The sequence below is a fragment of the Cryobacterium tagatosivorans genome (genome assembly GCF_004402215.1).
Taxonomy (GTDB): domain Bacteria; phylum Actinomycetota; class Actinomycetes; order Actinomycetales; family Microbacteriaceae; genus Cryobacterium; species Cryobacterium tagatosivorans.
Genome location: NZ_SOEZ01000007.1, coordinates 14,470 through 31,242, shown reverse-complemented (window position 1 = coordinate 31,242; position 16,773 = coordinate 14,470). Strand labels below are relative to the sequence as shown.

The 16,773-nt window shown below is 65.4% G+C and carries 17 protein-coding genes; 13 read left to right on the top strand and 4 right to left on the bottom strand.

Annotated features, from left to right (window positions below; all coding sequences use genetic code 11):
* Positions 1-2 precede the first annotated feature (2 nt).
* Both E3O23_RS00845 and E3O23_RS00840 read left to right on the top strand, forming a co-directional pair.
* Complete coding sequence (locus tag E3O23_RS00845) at positions 3-1,721, top strand: type IV secretory system conjugative DNA transfer family protein (protein WP_134486905.1); 1,719 nt, start codon at positions 3-5, stop codon at positions 1,719-1,721.
* A complete protein-coding gene (locus E3O23_RS00840) occupies positions 1,718-2,239 on the top strand; it encodes a hypothetical protein (RefSeq protein ID WP_134486902.1) in 522 nt (173 codons plus the stop codon). Before E3O23_RS00845 ends, E3O23_RS00840 begins: the two co-directional genes overlap by 4 nt.
* Before the next feature lie 107 nt (positions 2,240-2,346).
* Here E3O23_RS00840 and E3O23_RS00835 read toward each other — a convergent pair whose 3' ends face one another.
* From E3O23_RS00835 to E3O23_RS00820, 4 genes are read right to left on the bottom strand one after another with little or no spacing between them, the layout of a single operon-like run.
* Complete coding sequence (locus tag E3O23_RS00835; protein WP_134486899.1) at positions 2,347-3,186, bottom strand: IclR family transcriptional regulator domain-containing protein; 840 nt, start codon at positions 3,184-3,186, stop codon at positions 2,347-2,349.
* On the bottom strand, positions 3,183-3,833 hold the full coding sequence (locus tag E3O23_RS00830) for a 3-oxoacid CoA-transferase subunit B (RefSeq protein WP_277613868.1): 651 nt from the start codon (positions 3,831-3,833) through the stop codon (positions 3,183-3,185). The genes E3O23_RS00835 and E3O23_RS00830 overlap by 4 nt, the downstream gene beginning before the upstream one ends.
* Positions 3,834-3,841: 8 nt before the next feature.
* Positions 3,842-4,540, bottom strand: a complete 699-nt coding sequence (locus E3O23_RS00825) for a 3-oxoacid CoA-transferase subunit A (protein ID WP_134486893.1) — start codon at positions 4,538-4,540, stop codon at positions 3,842-3,844.
* On the bottom strand, positions 4,534-5,766 hold the full coding sequence (locus tag E3O23_RS00820; RefSeq protein WP_134487128.1) for a thiolase family protein: 1,233 nt from the start codon (positions 5,764-5,766) through the stop codon (positions 4,534-4,536). The genes E3O23_RS00825 and E3O23_RS00820 overlap by 7 nt, the downstream gene beginning before the upstream one ends.
* Before the next feature lie 272 nt (positions 5,767-6,038).
* On the opposite strand from E3O23_RS00820, the gene E3O23_RS00815 reads away from it, so the two are divergent.
* The 11 genes from E3O23_RS00815 to E3O23_RS00765 are packed head-to-tail and all read left to right on the top strand — an operon-like array spanning position 6,039 to position 16,189.
* Complete coding sequence (locus tag E3O23_RS00815) at positions 6,039-7,427, top strand: aminotransferase family protein (RefSeq protein WP_134486891.1); 1,389 nt, start codon at positions 6,039-6,041, stop codon at positions 7,425-7,427.
* Between the two features lie 29 nt (positions 7,428-7,456).
* Positions 7,457-8,197, top strand: coding sequence for a transporter substrate-binding domain-containing protein (locus E3O23_RS00810; RefSeq protein WP_166790359.1), 741 nt, complete (start codon positions 7,457-7,459; stop codon positions 8,195-8,197).
* A gap of 12 nt (positions 8,198-8,209) precedes the next feature.
* A complete protein-coding gene (locus E3O23_RS00805) occupies positions 8,210-8,866 on the top strand; it encodes an amino acid ABC transporter permease (protein WP_134486885.1) in 657 nt (218 codons plus the stop codon).
* 6 nt (positions 8,867-8,872) lie between these two features.
* Positions 8,873-9,607: an amino acid ABC transporter ATP-binding protein gene (locus E3O23_RS00800; RefSeq protein WP_134486882.1), complete on the top strand. Its 735-nt coding sequence runs from the start codon at positions 8,873-8,875 to the stop codon at positions 9,605-9,607.
* 8 nt (positions 9,608-9,615) lie between these two features.
* A complete protein-coding gene (locus tag E3O23_RS00795; RefSeq protein ID WP_134486879.1) occupies positions 9,616-11,067 on the top strand; it encodes an aldehyde dehydrogenase family protein in 1,452 nt (483 codons plus the stop codon).
* 9 nt (positions 11,068-11,076) lie between these two features.
* Entirely contained in the window at positions 11,077-12,351 is a 1,275-nt protein-coding gene (locus tag E3O23_RS00790; protein ID WP_134486876.1) for an NAD(P)/FAD-dependent oxidoreductase, read from the top strand.
* Positions 12,348-12,617, top strand: coding sequence for a (2Fe-2S)-binding protein (locus tag E3O23_RS00785; protein WP_134486873.1), 270 nt, complete (start codon positions 12,348-12,350; stop codon positions 12,615-12,617). Before E3O23_RS00790 ends, E3O23_RS00785 begins: the two co-directional genes overlap by 4 nt.
* Complete coding sequence (locus E3O23_RS00780) at positions 12,617-12,913, top strand: (2Fe-2S)-binding protein (protein WP_134486870.1); 297 nt, start codon at positions 12,617-12,619, stop codon at positions 12,911-12,913. Before E3O23_RS00785 ends, E3O23_RS00780 begins: the two co-directional genes overlap by 1 nt.
* Positions 12,910-14,151, top strand: coding sequence for an NAD(P)/FAD-dependent oxidoreductase (locus E3O23_RS00775; protein WP_166790358.1), 1,242 nt, complete (start codon positions 12,910-12,912; stop codon positions 14,149-14,151). Before E3O23_RS00780 ends, E3O23_RS00775 begins: the two co-directional genes overlap by 4 nt.
* Positions 14,148-15,692, top strand: coding sequence for a M81 family metallopeptidase (locus E3O23_RS00770; protein ID WP_134486864.1), 1,545 nt, complete (start codon positions 14,148-14,150; stop codon positions 15,690-15,692). Before E3O23_RS00775 ends, E3O23_RS00770 begins: the two co-directional genes overlap by 4 nt.
* The gene (locus E3O23_RS00765; RefSeq protein WP_134486861.1) at positions 15,689-16,189 is read left to right on the top strand and encodes a GNAT family N-acetyltransferase; all 501 of its coding nucleotides are present in this window, start codon (positions 15,689-15,691) and stop codon (positions 16,187-16,189) included. Before E3O23_RS00770 ends, E3O23_RS00765 begins: the two co-directional genes overlap by 4 nt.
* Positions 16,190-16,773 lie beyond the last annotated feature (584 nt).

Genomic DNA, 16,773 nt, shown 5'->3' with positions numbered 1-16,773 from the left:
CCATGGCCGCGCCGCGCCAACCCCAGCAGAACCAACCACCCTGGCTGCTCCTCGGCTTGATCCTGGCCGTCGTGCTCGCCCTGCACCTGGCGTTCCTCTCTGCCGGGACCGGTGTCGGTGTGCTGCGCCTGGACCAGACCCTGCAGGCGGCCGTGATGACCATGACGGGCAACGACGCCGGATTCACCCGGCGCGGCCTCACCCCGCCCGACCCGAAAATGCTCGGCATCTGGCTGGGCTTCTGGGTGGTCGTGGTCGCCGTGACGCTGGGCGGCTCGTTCATCCTCTGGGACCGCCGGAAGAGCGCCCGGAGCGCTGAACTGTCCACCGGCGCGGAGCTGCGGAAGCGGGTCACCGGGCACGGGGTCGCCGCGGTCGTCCCGTTCGCGCACCTGGACGGGAAGCCCGTCACGATCCGGGAAGAGGACACCTCCTGCACGATCGCCCCGCCCCGCGCGGGAAAGAGCGCCTACCTGGCGATCGGCCGCATCGTCGACGCGGCCGGCGCCGTCGTCGCCACCTCCACAAAGGCCGATGTGTTCCGGGTCACGGTCAAGAAACGCAGCGACCTCGGGCACGTGTTCGTGTTCGACTTCGACGGCATCACCCGCTGGCCGGGCAAAGCCCGCTGGGACATGGTCGCCGGCTGCGATAACCCCGACGCCGCCCAGTCCCGTGCCGCTGCGATCGTCAACGCCCGACCGGCCGGGTCCGCGGGGATGAAAGACTCGGCGCACTTCGTCGAAGGCGTGAAGATCATCCTCCGCTCCCTCCTCCACGCCGCCGCGCTCATCCCCGGGGGGAACATGCGCGACGTCGTCCGGTGGGCGCAAGACTTCAACGACCACGAACCCTCCGCCATTCTTCGGGACCTCTCACCCAACGGGGCGATCTGGGCCCGCGAACTCGACCAGTGGTGCCGAGAAGACGCCCCTGAAACCATCGGCAACACCAAAACCACCCTCTCCCGCATCACCGCATCCCTCACCGACGCGCGCGTGCTCGACCTCCTCTGCCCGGCAGCCCAGGCGGACGGCGACGAGCCCGTGGCATCGTTCCGGGCCCGGGACTTCGTGCTCTCCACCGACACCGTCTACTGCCTGGTCGATGACTCCCGCGAGTCCTCGACCGCGCCCATCATCACCGCCCTGGTCTCCGCGATCATCGAGGAAGCCAAGAGCGTGTCCCAGCACACGACCAGTGGCCGGCTGCCCACTGCGATGACGCTCGTCCTTGATGAGGTCGCCAACGTGTCCCCGCTCCCGCAACTGCCGAACCTGATGAGCGACGGCGGCGGCCGCGGCCTCCACACCTGGATCTTCGCCCAATCCATGTCCCAGCTCGTCGGGAAATGGGGGCCCGAAGCGGCCACCACGATCTTCGAATCCTCGGCCGCGAAAATCATCTTCGGCGGCCTCGCCGACGAAACCTTCCTCGAGAAGATCTCCCGACTCATCGGCACCCACCAGGTCACCCAAACCAGCAAATCCCTGCAGCGTAACGGTGCCGGCCAGGGCACCACCTCCACGTCGACGAGTGAGCGGGAAGAGCGGCGGATGAAGGTCGAAGACATCCGCAAAATCCCCGAAGGCAAAGCCCTCCTTCTCTACCGCGAGAAAGAAGCCATCGTGCAACTCACCCCCTGGTGGAAACGCCCCGACGCCGACCAACTGCACCAGTCCCAAGAATGGTCCCTGGGGCTCGAGGGAATCACCGCATGAACGACGACGACCTCGACCCGATGAGTATCGAAGGCCTCGACGCCCGCCTCGTCAACGTCGAAACGATCCTTCCCGACCTCTTCGACATGTACGAACTCCGGGCTGCTGGCGGGCCCTACTACTGGGCGGCACTCAACCACGACGAAGCCGTCAAACTCTGGGACGAACTCGGCAAATTCGTCACCTGGCTCGACGGGCGCTACCTCACCAACCTGGCCGACCCCAGCTACAGGCTCCCGGAATGCTGGTACCGCCACCCCATCGCCGTCGAAGAACTCACCGCGCTCATGGTCTCGCACCGGGCTGCGTACGACACCCGCTCCGCCAAAGCCTCCTCCACCCTCGTGGACTGGCACCAACGCGCACTCTGGCCAACCCTCGACTCGCTCAAGCTCCGCGCCGGCCTCGCCGGATGCCGCGACCGCAGCGAACACCGCGGACACCACGCCGGGCCCGCGACGTTCAGGGTGTCCGACGAGTATCTGGGATATGTCGACGTAGCCGCTGAAACGGCCTGACCTTCGATGACCCGGGACGCGCCCACCCGAGAATCGCTCCTGATCAGAACATCCAGCACTCAAGAACGCCGCGCGCGCGGGACCCTCAGCGCCGGACAGGCGGCACGCTAGATTCGGCCCGGCCCCTTCGCCGCACCGTCGCCGATGAGGGTGATATCCGTCGAAATCGCTTCCGACGCATGGATCAGCGCCTCCCGAACCTTGTCGATTGACTCTCTGCCGCTCATGCCGTTTTGGGCCGGGAGAGAGACGTTGACCGCCGCAACAACACGGCCTGATCTGTCGTAGATGGGCGCGGCCATTGACATGAGGCCTACCTCGAGTTCTTGATCAACCATGGCCCAACCCTGGGCTCTGACCTTGTGGAGTTCGTCGAGGAGAGCCCCGCGAGTTGAAATGGTCCGAGGCGTGAGGGCGATAAGAGGTACGAAATTCAGGTACGCGTCGAGTTCGGCCCTGGACAGACCGGCGAGCAACACGCGTCCCATGGAGGTGGCATACGCGGGGAACCGCGTGCCGACATTGATGCCGACCGTCATGATGCGTCGGGCCGACACGCGGGCCACGTAGACGATATCCGCGCCGTCCAGAACGGCGGCCGACGTGGATTCCGAAAGCTTGGTGGAAAGATCCTGTAGGTGCGGCTGGGCCACCTGCGAGAGGCTCAAACCGGAGAGATAGGCGTAGCCGAGTTGCAGGACCAGCGGTGTCAACGTGAAGTTCTTCCCATCAGAGCGGACGTAGCCCAACTCCTCCAGGGTCATCAGGAATCTGCGGGTTGTGGCCCGAGTCAGATCTGTCCGCTTGGCTACCTCGGTGAGGGTCATGTGCGTGTGGTCAGCGTCGAAAGCGCGGATGACCGCGAGTCCGCGCGCCAAGGATTGAACAAACTGGTCACTGGTGCGCTGCACGTTTGGCTCTTCCACGGAGATGGTCCCCTCAATCATGCGTTCAGCATACTTTCACGTTCGGGCGCGAGCAGGGGCAAATCGACCAGCCGTAGAAGTTCTTCGAAGGTGCAGCCGTGGGTGTCGCGCACTCTGATTCCGTCGGGGGTGACAAGAAGGACTGCCATGTCCGTGTAAATGCGGGTGACGCATCCGACGCCCGTGAGGGGATATGTGCAGGCCTCCACGAGTTTGCTGCGCCCGTCACGCGTGAGCAGGTTCATCATGACGAAGACATCCTTGGCGCCGATGGCCAGGTCCATCGCCCCGCCCACGGCCGGAATGTCATTCGGGTCGCCCGTGTGCCAATTCGCCAGGTCCCCGGCGACCGAGACCTGGAACGCACCCAGCACGCAGACATCCAGGTGCCCGCCGCGCATCATCCCGAACGAATCGGCGTGGTGGAAGTAGGAAGCGCCAGGGAGCTCGGTAACCGGAATCTTCCCTGCGTTGATCAGATCTTCATCGAGTTCGTCGCCTTCCGCCGCGGGTCCCATACCCAGCATTCCGTTCTCGGTATGCAGCGTGACGTTCTGGCTCGGCGTCAGGTAGTCCGACACCAGTGTTGGCTGGCCGATGCCGAGATTGACGTAGGCGCCTGATGGGATGTCTTGGGCAACGAGCCTGGCGAGCTGATTGCGGGTCAATCTCTCAGTCACAGTGCGACCTCCGTCGAACCGTTGGATGCGACCTGGGCCGGGACGACGACAACGCTGTTGACGAAGATCCCGGGTGTTACGACGTTCTCCGGGTCGAGGTCGCCCGTCTCCACGAGTTCAGAAACCTGAACGATCGTGTGGGCGGCAGCAGAAGCCATGATCGGGCCGAAGTTTCGTGCCGTCTTCCGATAGACGAGATTGCCCACTCCATCCGCCTTGAGCGCCTTGATCAGGGCGAAGTCAGCTCTGATGGGACTCTCGAGGACGAAGCCGCGCCCGTCGATCATGCGCGTCTCCTTGCCGGCGGCCAGCATCGTGCCGTAACCGGTCGGGGTGAAAAAACCTCCGATTCCCGACCCCGCGGCTCGGATCCGCTCGGCCAGGTTTCCCTGCGGCACGAGCTCCAATTCAATCTCGGCGGCACGGAACTTGGCGTCGAACAGTTCTGAATCCGACTGACGAGGGAAGGAGCAGATGATCTTGGCGACCCGCCCAGCTCCGATGAGCGCCGCCAGCCCAACCGTGCCGTTCCCCGCGTTGTTACTGACGACCGTCAGGTTGCGGCTCCCTCGCCGAAGCAGGGCCTCGATGAGCTCAATCGGCTGGCCGGCCTTGCCGAATCCCCCGATGAGGACAATCGCGCCGTCAGTGATCTCCGATACGGCCTCATCGACATCGTCGTGGATGGTCAGCATGCGCCCACCATTGTCGGCGTCCGCCGGGGGGAAACGTTCTCCAGGACAACGGCCAGGCCCTGGCCGACGCCGATGCAGATGGCCGCCACGCCCCACCGTTCGCCGCTGGCCTGCAGGCTGCGCGCCAGCGTGCCGAGAAGCCGCGTGCCGGAGGCCCCCAGAGGGTGGCCGATGGCGAGCGCCCCACCGTGCTGATTGACGATCGTCGGGTCTATGTCCCACGCGTCGATGCAGGCCAGGGCCTGGGCGGCAAAGGCCTCATTGATTTCGACGGCGCCCACGTCGGACCACGTGACGCCGGCCTGAGCAAGAGCGCGGTTTGCCGCCTCGACGGGAGCAAAGCCGAAGAATTGCGGATCTGTTGCTGCCGCTCCGCGCCCGGCGATACGTGCCAGGGGGGACAGGCCCAGCAGGTCGGCGGCCGCCTCGCTTCCCAGGAAGGCGGCGGAGGCTCCGTCGGTCAGCGGTGACGCGTTGCCCGCCGTGATCGTGCCGGCCGAGGGCCCCGGTCCCGCAGGGCGGAAGACCGGGGACAGCGTCGCCAACTTTTGCACGGTACTTCCGGGCCGGATTGACTCGTCTCGGGTGAGCGCCGTGTCGGGGACCATCGTTACCAGCTCATCGTAGAAGCCGTTGGCCCAGGCCGAGTCCGCCAAATGGTGCGAGCGGGCGGCGAATGCATCCTGACGTTCGCGGCTGACGTCGTACCTCTCCCTGAGCTGCTCGGTTGCTTCGCCCAGGGACACCGTCCATTCGGACGGCATTCTCGGGTTGACCAAACGCCAGCCCAGCTCGGTCGAGACGAGGTCGCGATCGTCCCCGTCGGCGGATTCGGAGGTCCTTGGTACGACCCAGGGGGCCCGGCTCATCGACTCCGTGCCACCGACAAGAACGACGTCGGCATCCCCGACGCCGATCTGACGGGCAGCGATGATCGCCGCGTCCAGGCTGGAGCCGCACAAACGGTTGACGGTGGTGCCGGGAATCGACGTGGGGAGTCCCGCGAGCAGGGTCGCCATCCGAGCCACATTGCGGTTCTCTTCGCCGGCGCCATTGGCATTGCCCAGAACGACTTCGTCGATCAGGGCGGGATCGAATGTCGGCACGCGTGACAGGGATGCCTGGATTACGTGAGCAGCCAGGTCGTCCGGACGCAGGCCGGCCAGCGCGCCGCCGGACTTGCCGAATGGCGTCCGTACGGCGTCGTAGATGAATGCCTGATTCATGCCAACTCCGGTGTTCACGCCACGTGGCGAATAATGTTCGCTTGTCGCACGATTGTGCGACATCTGAACTATATTCGTGCCCACCGCTCGGCGTCAAGGCTGTTGGTGCCCGCAGTGACGGCGTAGCCAGGGCCCCTAATCGGCCGGAGTTGCTGAAGATAAATTCGTTACCCAAATGAGTATTGACTCTGCCCGCGCTGGCCCCTTAGTCTGTTCGCTACGGCGACATAATGTTCGCCTGACGTACAAACTCGACGAGGGAGTCAGAGCTGGTGAGCAACGTTGCAGCGCCAGCCGAGGCGCCCGTCCGGGACCATGTGTTCCACCGAAACCTGCTCAAGAAGTACCCCGTGGCCGTGCGAGCAGCAGGGGTCTACATCTTCGACAGCGACGGCAAAGCCTATCTGGATGCTTCCTCCGGCGCAGTCGCCGCCAACCTCGGCCACGGCGTCCAGGAGATAGTCGACGCGATGGCAGCGCAGGCAAGTCAGGTCGCGTTCGCTCACACTCTGCGTTTCGAGACACCGGTCATGGTCGAGACCGCGGGCCGGATTGCCGATCTGTCCCCGGAAGGCCTAGAAACGGTGTACTTCGCCTCCGGTGGGTCAGAGGCCAACGAGGCAGCCATGAAACTGGCACGCCAGTTCCACCTCGACAGTGGGCGCCCGGGCAAACACCTGGTCGTCGGCCGGTGGCAGAGCTACCACGGTAATACGCTGGGGGCATTGAGCGCCGGCGGGGACGTCGGGCGCCGGACGAGTTTCAGCCCCATGCTGGCGCCGTACCCCCATGTCTCGGCGCCGGAGAACGAGCCTCTGGAATCGGTGTGCCCCCACGACGGCGGCCCTGGCGAGCAGTTTGACTACATCGGCGAATTCGAACAAGTCATCGCCCGGGTCGGGGCCGAAAACATCTCGGCGTTTATCTGCGAGGCAATAGTCGGTAGTCAGCAGGGAGCCGTCGTTCCTCACCCGAAATACCTGGGCCGGGTGCGCGAGCTGTGTGACAGGCACGACATCGTGCTCATTATCGATGAGGTGATGACCGGCTTCGGCCGAACGGGCAAGAACTTCGCCGTCGAGCACTTCGGCGTCACCCCCGACATCATCACGTTCGGCAAGGGTGTGACCGGCGGCTATGCGCCGTTGTCGGGCATGATCGTGCACGACCGAATCGTCGACGTCATCCGGGAGCGCAGCGATGGCGTGTTCCGGCACGGCTACACCTACAGCGGCCACCCCGTCTGCCTGGCCGCCGGCAACGCCGCGCTGACCTACTACACAGACAACGACGTGCTCGACAACGTGGTGACCCAGGGCCGCTACCTCCGCGAGCAGCTTGACGAGCTCCAGGCGCGCCAGCCTCGCATGGGGCCGGTGCGAGGCAGGGGATTGCTCCTCGGCTTCGATCTGCTCGACGTTCCGGGCCGGCGACACATCACATCCGAAGCCTTCAACGAGATGGCCATGCAGAACGGCGCCATCTTCTACCCGGGCAAGGGCCGCATCGACGGCATCCGTGGCCAGCATCTCCTCATCGCACCCCCATTGACGATCCAGCGCGTTGACATCGACTTGATGCTCGACGTGCTGGAACAAACGTTGACCGATGTCGACGTCGAAGTAAGCAGTCTGATCATCAACGAAAGGAATGCACTATGAAAATCAGAAGCACAACAATTGCAGCGCTTATGGCTGTCTTGCTGGTCGGCAGCGTCGCCGCGTGCAGCAGCAGCGTCGCCGCTCCCACCGAAGACAAGGCCCAGGGCACCCTCAAGGTCGGCATTGAGGGCGCGTACCCTCCGTTCAACTACTACGACAAAGACAACAAGCTGGTCGGTTTTGACGTTGACATCACCAAGGCACTCGCCAAGGACATGGGCGTCAAGATCGAGTACGTCGCCACCCCGTGGGACAGCATCCTTGGCGGACTGCTGGCCAAGAAGTACGACATCATCATCTCGAGCATGGCGATCACCGAGGAGCGCAAGGCGAAGGTCGACTTCACCGAACCGTACTACCACACCGGTTCTCAGCTGTTCGCTCCGACCGACACGTCCATCACCGACCCCGAGGATCTCAAGGGCAAGAAGATCGGCGTGGCCATCGGCACAACCTTCGAGGAGAAGGCACGGGCACTCGGTGCGGATGTCGTCACCTACAAGTCCGACCTGCTTGCGTTCGAGGACGTCAAGAACGGCCGCCTGGACGGGCTCCTGACCGACGGACCGGTCGGAGGCAACGCCATCCAGGTCGGAGGTTACGACATGAAGGCCGTCGGAACTCCGCTCATCGACGCTGCAGCGGGCATCGCGGTCAACAAGAACAGCGCGGGCCTGCTCAAGAAGCTCAATGCCGCGATCGCGAAGATCCAGGACGACGGCACGTACCTCAAGATCAGCACCAAATGGTTCGGAACCGACATTCGCTAATGGGAGACAACCTTGCTTGACTTCAGTCTCGTCGCACCGTTCCTCCCGTTCCTGTTGACGGGCGCCCTGGTCACCATCGAAATTTCGGTGCTGGCCACGGCGCTCGGCCTGGTGCTGGGGCTCATCGCGGCACTCGCCAGGATGAGTCCGTTCAAGCCCATCCGATGGGTCGCGGATTTCTACGTCTGGTCGATCCGAGGCACCCCGGTGCTCGTTCAGCTGTTCATCGTGTACTTCGGTCTTCCTCAAATCGGGATCGAGCTCGGGGCCATGCTGGCGGCTGTGCTGGCGCTGGGTGCCAACACCGGGGCGTACGTTGCGGAGATTCTCCGTGGCGGAATCCTGGCCGTGCCCGCGGGGCAGATCGAGGCCGCGGAATCCCTGGGCATGAGCTCGGCCAAGGTCATGCGCAGGATCATCCTGCCGCAGGCCTTCCGGCTGAGCATTCCGGCCCTCGGCAACCAGGCCGTCTCGATGCTCAAGGAGTCGTCGCTGGCTTCCCTGGTGACGGTGAACGAGCTGATGATGGTCTCCCAGAGGTTCGCGGCCACGAACTACGCGTACATGGAGTTCTACATTGTGGCCGCGGTGATTTACCTGGTCATGACCACCGGGATGTCCTGGATTCTGGGGAAGATCGAGTTCCGCATGTCCGTGAGCGAGCGTTAGGAAAGCATGTCGGAAGCAGCCATCCAGGTCATCGACCTCCATAAGTCATTCGATGAGCTCGAGGTCCTCAGAGGGGTCTCGCTGGAAGTCAAGTCCGGTGAAGTGGTTGCGGTCATCGGCTCAAGCGGGTCGGGCAAGAGCACCCTCCTCCGGTGCCTGAACCGCCTCGAGCAGAGCACCTCGGGAACCATCCTCATCGACGGCACGGTCCTCACCGGATCCAAACGTGCGATCAGTGAGATCCGTCGCGAAATCGGCATGGTGTTCCAGCAGTTCAACCTGTTCCCGCACATGACGGTGCTCGAAAACGTCATGGAAGGACCAATCCAGGTCCTCGGGATGCCGAAGAAGGAGGCCGCAACCCTGGCCGCGGAACTGCTGGCGAAGGTTGGATTGGCCGAGAAGGCTCGCGTATACCCGCGTAAGCTCTCGGGCGGTCAGCAGCAGCGCGTGGCCATCGCCCGGGCGCTGGCGATGAATCCGCGCGCCATGCTCTTCGACGAACCCACCTCAGCCCTGGATCCGGAACTGCGCGGCGAGGTGCTGCAGGTGATGAAACAGCTGGCGGCCGAGGGAATGACCATGGTCGTCGTCACGCACGAGATGAAGTTTGCCCGTGAAGTGGCCGACCGAGTCATCTTCATGCACAACGGCGTGATCGAAGAGCAAGGGCCTCCGGACCAGCTGTTCGACTCCCCGCAGAGCGAACGTCTCCGCGGTTTTCTCCGGCACGTGAGTTAGGCAAGGGCATGACAGAAGCTAGCAGCGCAAATCTCATTGGTGGCGCGTGGCAGGGTACGAGCGGACTGACGCGATTCGAGACCCGCGACCCGGCAACAGGCGAAAGGCTCGAGGGATACGGCGTCTCGACTACCGCCGACGTCGACGCGGCCGTCGACGCCGCACGGCTGGCCTTCCCGACGTGGCGGCGCGAGCCGGCGCCCGCCCGAGGGCGGCTGCTGCACCGAGTCGCCCAGGAGCTGGAGGCAGTCAAGGACGAACTCGCCCGCACCATGACCCTGGAAATGGGAAAGGTGCTCACCGAGTCGCTGGGGGAAGTCGACGCCACGATCGCGAGCTGCCGCTTCATGGCGGGGGAGGGACTTCGATCCCTCGGCGAGGTGCTCCCGTCGGCATCGGCGAACCGGACGATCATGACCGTGCGTGAACCCGTCGGCGTCGTCGCCTGCATCACGCCGTGGAACTTCCCGATCGCGCTTGCCGCGTACAAGATCTTCGCTGCCCTCGTTTCCGGTAACTGCGTCGTCTGGAAGCCCGCACCGAATATCAGCGGAAGCGCGCTCCTGTTCACGCAGGCGCTTGTCAGGGCAGGCGCGCCCGCGGGAGTAGTCAACCTCCTCTCCGGGGGCGAGATTGACGCTGGTCGCCGGTTGTCCACCCACCCCGGCGTCGACGCCGTCGCATTCACCGGCTCCACCGCGGTGGGTATCGAGATCGCCGAGGCTTGTGCCCGAACCCTGACCCCCGTCTCATTGGAGCTCGGCGGCAAGAACGCGATCATTGTTCTCGAGGACGCCGACCTCACCCTTGCCGCCAACGGAATCATGCAGTCAGCCTTTGCCACGTCCGGCCAGCGCTGTACCGCGGCGAGCCGCGTGATTGTGCAGCGGTCTGTGCGCGAGCCGCTGCTGGCCGAACTCCTGCGCCGCACCGAACGACTGAAGCTCGGCCATGGAACGGATGCGGCCGTGCATCTCGGTCCGCTGGCCACACCTGCCCAGTTGGACCGGGTGGCCTCGCTGGTCACCGCCGCCGTCCAGGCCGGCGCCGAGGTGCTCAGCGGAGGTTCCCGGGCGGAGCTCGCGGAGTACCCGAATGGCAGCTTCTACCAGCCGACCTTTCTCGGCGGGGTCAGGGCCACCGACGCGATCGCCCGGACCGAGGTCTTCGGTCCGGTCGTCGCCGTGATCGACGTCGACGACTACGAGCAGGCGGTCGCCGCGAACAACAGTACGGACTACGGCCTGTCTTCCTCGATCTACACGCAAAGCCTGCACTATGCGCACCGCGCGGCCACCGATCTCCATTCCGGCGTGGTCTACGTCAACAGCGGAACATCAGCTGCGGAGTCTGGAGTGCCCTTCGGCGGAATGCGCCTGTCGGGAAACGGCCACCGCGAAGTGTCGACGCATGCATTCGACGTCATGACGGAACTGAAGTCCGTCTACATGAGTTTCTGAGAGGACCGTATGTCTGTAGCACTCGAAAATCGCCTGACCATGCTGTCCATGGACCCGCTGACGACAACCGAGGAGGAATCCACTCTCGCGGCATCCGACTATGCGAACCTCACCGCACACCTGCAGGCCGACACCGCGGGAACCATGGCCGGGCAACGTGTGGTGATCGTCGGTGGCGGCGTGATCGGCCTGATGACGGCGCTGTACCTCACGCGTGCGGGGGCCCGGGTGGAGCTCTTCGAGGCCGAGTCACTGGGGGCTGCGGCTTCGGGCCGGAACGCCGGGGGAATCTATGCCTTCGGTCGCGCGATCGGGGAGGTCGCCCTTGCACGCGCCTCCATGGACCTGTGGGAGGACCTCACTCTCGGCGGCCTCGACAGTCACTTCCACCGCCCGGGCCATGCGATGATCGCGCTCAATGACCACGAGCGAGGCCTCCTGGACATGGCCGAACGCCACTATGCGCTGGCCGGGCTTCCGACCCGGAGGCTGACCCCCGACGAGGCGGTCGCCGTGCTGCCCGGTGTGTCGCCCGACAACGCAGGCGCGCTGATGGGCACCACGGATGGGCAGGGTTACCCGTTCACCGCGGTCTCGTCGATCATCGCCGAGCTGCGCGCGGCCGGCGCGATCATCCGTGACCACTGCCGTGTGCAGTCGGTCATTGAACGTGGCGGCCAGGCCAGGGGAGTCCGATCGGCGCTCGGTGTCACCGAAGCCGACCACGTCATTCTCTGCGCCGGCCCCTGGCTGGCGGGCTTCAGCGAATCGGCCGGCTGCAACCTTGCGGTGCGCCCCCGGCGCTCACAGATCATGGTGACCGAGCGGATCGCGGGCATGGAGAACTTTCCCTTCGTGTCGGGCAACCGCGTCTACGCGCGCCGCACCCACGCCGGAAACATCATGATCGGCGGCGGCGGTCCCTGGGAACAGGACGGCTACAACGTCACGAGCTCCTATGAGGCACTGTCCTTCCTGGGCAAGCACATGTCGGAGCTCTTCCCCGGCCTGGCCGGAGCCCCGATCATCCGCGCCTTCGCCGGAACGGTGGAACTGACCGCCGACCACTTTCCGTTGTTCGGCCCGGCACCCTCCATGGAAGGCCTCTGGATTTCGGCCGGGTACAACGGACACGGTTTCGGTTTGTGCGCGGCCATGGGTCGACTCACAGTCGATCTCATCCGCTCAGGTTCGGACGGAGTCCCGCTGCCGGCGGCGGTGAGCGCAGTGGTCGGGGAATTCGGTCCGGACAGATTCAACGCAAGGCAAGGGAAACAGCCATGAATGACCACATGATCTGCCGGTGCGAAGACGTCACCGCCTCCGACGTGAGGGCCGCGATCGACGCCGGCGCCTGCAATGCGCAAGAAGTGAAGATGCGCACGCGGGCCGGAATGGGCCCCTGCCAGGGCCGGGTCTGCCGGCCGGCGGTCGAAGCGATGGTCGGGGTTAGCGGCGAGGGCGTGCTGCAGAGCACCAGCAGCATGACGGTGCACCTACCCATTCGGCCCGTGTCCTTGCAGGATCTTGTCATCATCAGGGAGCAGTAATGAGAATCACCGGACATCCTGTCCTGCCGGACCTTCCAGCAGACGAGGTCGGCTTCACCTTCAACGGGGAGCCGTACACCGCCCGCGAGGGCGAGCCCGTTGCGGCGACCCTGCTTGCCAACGGCGTGCGTCAGCTCCGCGTCTCGCCGGTAGCCGTCGAGCCCCGGGGGATCTACTGCGGCATCGGGCACTGCTACGAATGCCGCGTCTGGCTGAACAACGACACCCAGGTGCGCGCGTGCCTGACCCCGGCGACCGAGGGCGACTCCTTCGCGTCAGAGCGGACAGAAGAATGAGCGCCGAGGAAACAACCGAAGACTTCGATCTTGTCGTGATCGGCGGCGGTCCGGCCGGTCTCACCGCGGCTCGGGATGTCGCGGCCGCCGGAGGCCGGGTCATGGTCGTGGACGAGAACCATGCCATGGGCGGCAAGTTGCGCGGCCAGCTGCACGAGGACCCCGCGGATTCCAGCTGGTGGAAGGGCTGGGAACTGGCCGAACAGGCCGAGAAGGATGCCGTTGACGCCGGAGCGCAGATGATGACCGACGTCGTGGCCTGGGGACTCGAGCCAGGCTGGACCGTGCGGTTGACCTACCCGGCAGGCCGGACCGGCGGTCCCAGCCAGCTCACGTCGCGTGCGGTCCTCGTGGCGACGGGCGCGGTCGAGCGGCCGATGCCCGTCGCCGGCTGGACGCTTCCGGGCGCGATGACTATCGGTGCGGCCCAGGTGCTCACCAACATCCATCGGGTCAAGCCGGGTCACCGCGTGCTCGTCGTCGGCATGGACGTGCTCTCGCTCACCATCGCCAGGGCGATGCAACTGGCCGGCGTTGACGTTGTGGGCATCGTCCTGCCGCCCACGACTGTGGAGGGCAGCTCCCCCCGAGCCACGCTCAGTCGTCTCGCCCCGATGGCGAAACTCGCACCGGCGAGGTACATGCGACTCGGCGGACATTTCCTCGGGTGGCCCTGGGTCCAGGCCCTCGCTTCACGGCTGGTTCCCCGCACGCTCCGCATGTGGGGTATGCCGCTCCAACTCCGCACCTCCCTGGTGGTCATCCAGGGAACGGACCAGGTCACCGGCGCGGCCCTGGTCAACGTGACGGCCGACGGAACGCCGATTCCCGGCAGCGAACGCGAGGTGGCCGTCGATGCGGTCTGCCTCGCCAACGGACTGATCCCGCTCAACGAACTACTGGCCACGCTGGACTGTTCCTTCCTCCGGTCTCCCGACCTCGGGGGTACGGTTCCCGTGCACAGCGACACCCTTCGGACCCAGCTTGACGGGATGTATGTCGCCGGTAACACGATCGGAATCGAGAGCGCCAAGATCGCCGAGAAACAGGGCGCACTTGTCGCGCTGAGCATCATCGACGACCTGGGCCTCTCCTCCCGGCGCGGCGGCGACGCGGCCGGGGCCGCACTCGACCTCGTGGGCGCCCGGCGCACCATGGAGTTCCAGTTCGATGCCAACGTGCAGCGAGGCCACGACGATGTCCAGCGCGCGTGGGAAAAGAGCGGCGGCCGGGCATGAGCACGCGCCGGCTTGGGCTTGCCTTCTTCTATCACGAATCACACTCGTTCAGCCCGCTCCGCACGAACCTCGAGGCCTTCCGCCAGGAGGCCCTGCTGAGCGGCGAGGATCTGATCGAGGCCTACCGCGGCACAAAGACGGAGCTCGGCGGTTTCATCGACGCGCTCGAGGAAACCGAGTTCGTCCCGGTCCCGCTGGTCGCGGCGGCGGCCTCTCCGGCCGGCCAGGTGACGACTGGGGCCTATGAGCAGATTCGCGGCGACATGCTGACGGCCCTCGGGGGCGCCGGTGAACTCGACGGACTGCTCCTGGCGCTGCACGGCGCCATGGTCGTGGATGACTACCAGGATCCGGAGACCGACCTGATCGAGCACATCCGGCGGGAGCGGGGGGCGGCGTTCCCGATTGCGGTGACGCTGGACCTGCACGCGAACGTGACCCGAGGGCTCATCGACCAGCGGGCATCCTGCTTCGGTTTCCAGACCTACCCGCACGTCGATGCGTACGAGCAGGGCGTGCGCGCCGCAACCGCGTTGATGCGCCAGGTTCGGGACGGAATCACGTACTACCAGTGCTTCGCCAAGCTGCCGGCGCTCCTGCCGAGCGTCAACATGCGCACGGCGGAAGGCCCGATGCACGAGGCGGTCACCGCGGCCCAGGGCTGGGAGAAGAGGGACGGCATCGTCGCGGCGAGCGTCTTCGGCGGGTATCCCTACGCAGACATTGCGGGTGCCGGTGCGAGCGTCGTCGTGCTGGCCACCGACCGCGCGCTGGGCGAGGAGAGCTGCCGGAGCCTTGCGTCACTGCTGTGGTCGCTGCGCGGTGAGTTTGTCACCGAGCTGCCCGGCGCGGCGGCCGCTGTCGCGCTGGCGGTGAAGCCCGAGCGTCTCCGGCCGGTCGTGCTGGCCGACATCGCCGACAACCCGCTGAGCGGCGGCAGCGCTGATACGACGGCCCTGGTCGCCGAGGTGCTCAACGCGCACGTGCCGAAGTCGCTGATTGGCGCCCTGTGCGATGCGGAGGTCGTCGAGCAGTGCCGGGCCGCGGGGGAGGGCGCCACCATTGGCATCCGCCTGGGCGGGAAGATATCGCCCGAATTCGGTGCACCGCTCGACCTCGAGGTTGACATCATTCGCGTCAGCGATGGGCGGTTCCGCAACACCGGTCCGATGAACACCGGACTCCAGGTCGACGTCGAAGGCGCCGTGCACCTGCGCTCCCAGGGGACCGACATCCTCGTGACCGGGCGGCCGATCACCGCGAACGACCCGGAGGTGTTCGGGCACATTGGGCTGGACGTCACCGGCTACGACCTGCTGGCCATGAAGGTCAAGAACCACTTTCGCGCAGCGTTCGAACCCCTGGTCGGGGAGATTATCTACGTGGACGCACCGGGTGTAGCGTCGAATGACTTCTCCACCTTTCCGTTCCGGAACCTGCCAGCCGGCCTGTGGCCCTTCGACCTCTCCGCGACTTTCACGCCCGAGGTCAGGGTGGCCGTCATCCCGGGTGCCCTCGTTGCTGAAAGGATTCCACAGTGACGGGCAAGGACCGGTTCACCCTCCGGGCGGCCGTACTCGAGGATGCGGATGCCCTCGGGACGCTCCACATCGCGGTCTGGCGGGCCACCTATGAAACCTGTATGGACCCGAATTTCCTAGCGGGCCTGGACACCGCCGACTGGATCGCCGACTGGCGGAAGATCCTGTGCACGGACGACGGGAGGCGCACGATCGTCGCGGTTGATCCCGAACGGGACGGAGCTATTGTCGGATTCGCCTCGGCGGGGCCTTCGCACGACGCCCAGCCGATTGCCGAAACGGAGTTGTACGTTCTGAACACCGACGTCAGCTGCCACGGCTCCGGAGTGGCTGCCCGGCTGCTGGAAGCTGTCCTGCTTCACCAGTCGGCGTCGCTCTGGGTCGTCGAGCAGAACGACCGCGCCCAGGCCTTCTATCGCAAGCATCGTTTCGTCGTCGAAGGTGCCCTGAAGTGGGACCCGGAAGCGGGAGCGCAGGATGTCCGCATGAGGCGGTAACTCGCCGGATTGGCTGAAGTTCCGGGCTCACCAACCACGAGAAAGTCGTCTGCCCACACCACCCGCTCTGGCTCGGCGACGGCGTCGAGACGCCCGGAAACCAGATTTCCGGGCGCACCTGCCCGGGCATTACGGCCGCATCACGCCATCACCGAAATCTCATCAGCCGGTTCGGCCGCACCAGACTCTGCACAGCCTTCCACATCTCCGCATACATCAACCGGCGCTGGTATGAGAACTTCCACCACTTCGACGAGTTCGCCCGCCTCCACAAGCGCTTGACCGTCGCAGGCTGTGATCAACCGAGCGAGATCGCGCGGTGGGATCCGAACATCCACACGCAGGGCACACTGCAGAACGACCAGTTCGGCGGGGATTCAGCGGGGGAACCCAGACGGGGTGATGGGTGGTCATCGCGACTCCCATTGAAGGCATTATTGTGCCCCTATGAGCCGGGTTGGCGCTCAGCGATGATGCGAATGCCCCGACCAATCCGTTGGCAGGTGTTTGTGCCAGGCAGTCTCCGGCGGTGTGGCGCCCCAACCATTGCGCTTTAACGCGCTCAGAGACGTGCCTGACCTGAT

Excerpts from the sequence above, each read along its gene's own strand:
- E3O23_RS00845 (WP_134486905.1), top strand. The coding sequence starts at position 3 with ATGGCCGCGCCGCGCCAACCCCAGCAGAACCAACCACCCTGGCTGCTC.
- E3O23_RS00840 (WP_134486902.1), top strand. The coding sequence starts at position 1,718 with ATGAACGACGACGACCTCGACCCGATGAGTATCGAAGGCCTCGACGCC.
- E3O23_RS00835 (WP_134486899.1), bottom strand. The coding sequence starts at position 3,186 with ATGATTGAGGGGACCATCTCCGTGGAAGAGCCAAACGTGCAGCGCACC.
- E3O23_RS00825 (WP_134486893.1), bottom strand. The coding sequence starts at position 4,540 with ATGCTGACCATCCACGACGATGTCGATGAGGCCGTATCGGAGATCACT.
- E3O23_RS00820 (WP_134487128.1), bottom strand. The coding sequence starts at position 5,766 with ATGAATCAGGCATTCATCTACGACGCCGTACGGACGCCATTCGGCAAG.
- E3O23_RS00810 (WP_166790359.1), top strand. The coding sequence starts at position 7,457 with ATGGCTGTCTTGCTGGTCGGCAGCGTCGCCGCGTGCAGCAGCAGCGTC.
- E3O23_RS00800 (WP_134486882.1), top strand. The coding sequence starts at position 8,873 with ATGTCGGAAGCAGCCATCCAGGTCATCGACCTCCATAAGTCATTCGAT.
- E3O23_RS00795 (WP_134486879.1), top strand. The coding sequence starts at position 9,616 with ATGACAGAAGCTAGCAGCGCAAATCTCATTGGTGGCGCGTGGCAGGGT.
- E3O23_RS00790 (WP_134486876.1), top strand. The coding sequence starts at position 11,077 with ATGTCTGTAGCACTCGAAAATCGCCTGACCATGCTGTCCATGGACCCG.
- E3O23_RS00785 (WP_134486873.1), top strand. The coding sequence starts at position 12,348 with ATGAATGACCACATGATCTGCCGGTGCGAAGACGTCACCGCCTCCGAC.
- E3O23_RS00780 (WP_134486870.1), top strand. The coding sequence starts at position 12,617 with ATGAGAATCACCGGACATCCTGTCCTGCCGGACCTTCCAGCAGACGAG.
- E3O23_RS00775 (WP_166790358.1), top strand. The coding sequence starts at position 12,910 with ATGAGCGCCGAGGAAACAACCGAAGACTTCGATCTTGTCGTGATCGGC.
- E3O23_RS00770 (WP_134486864.1), top strand. The coding sequence starts at position 14,148 with ATGAGCACGCGCCGGCTTGGGCTTGCCTTCTTCTATCACGAATCACAC.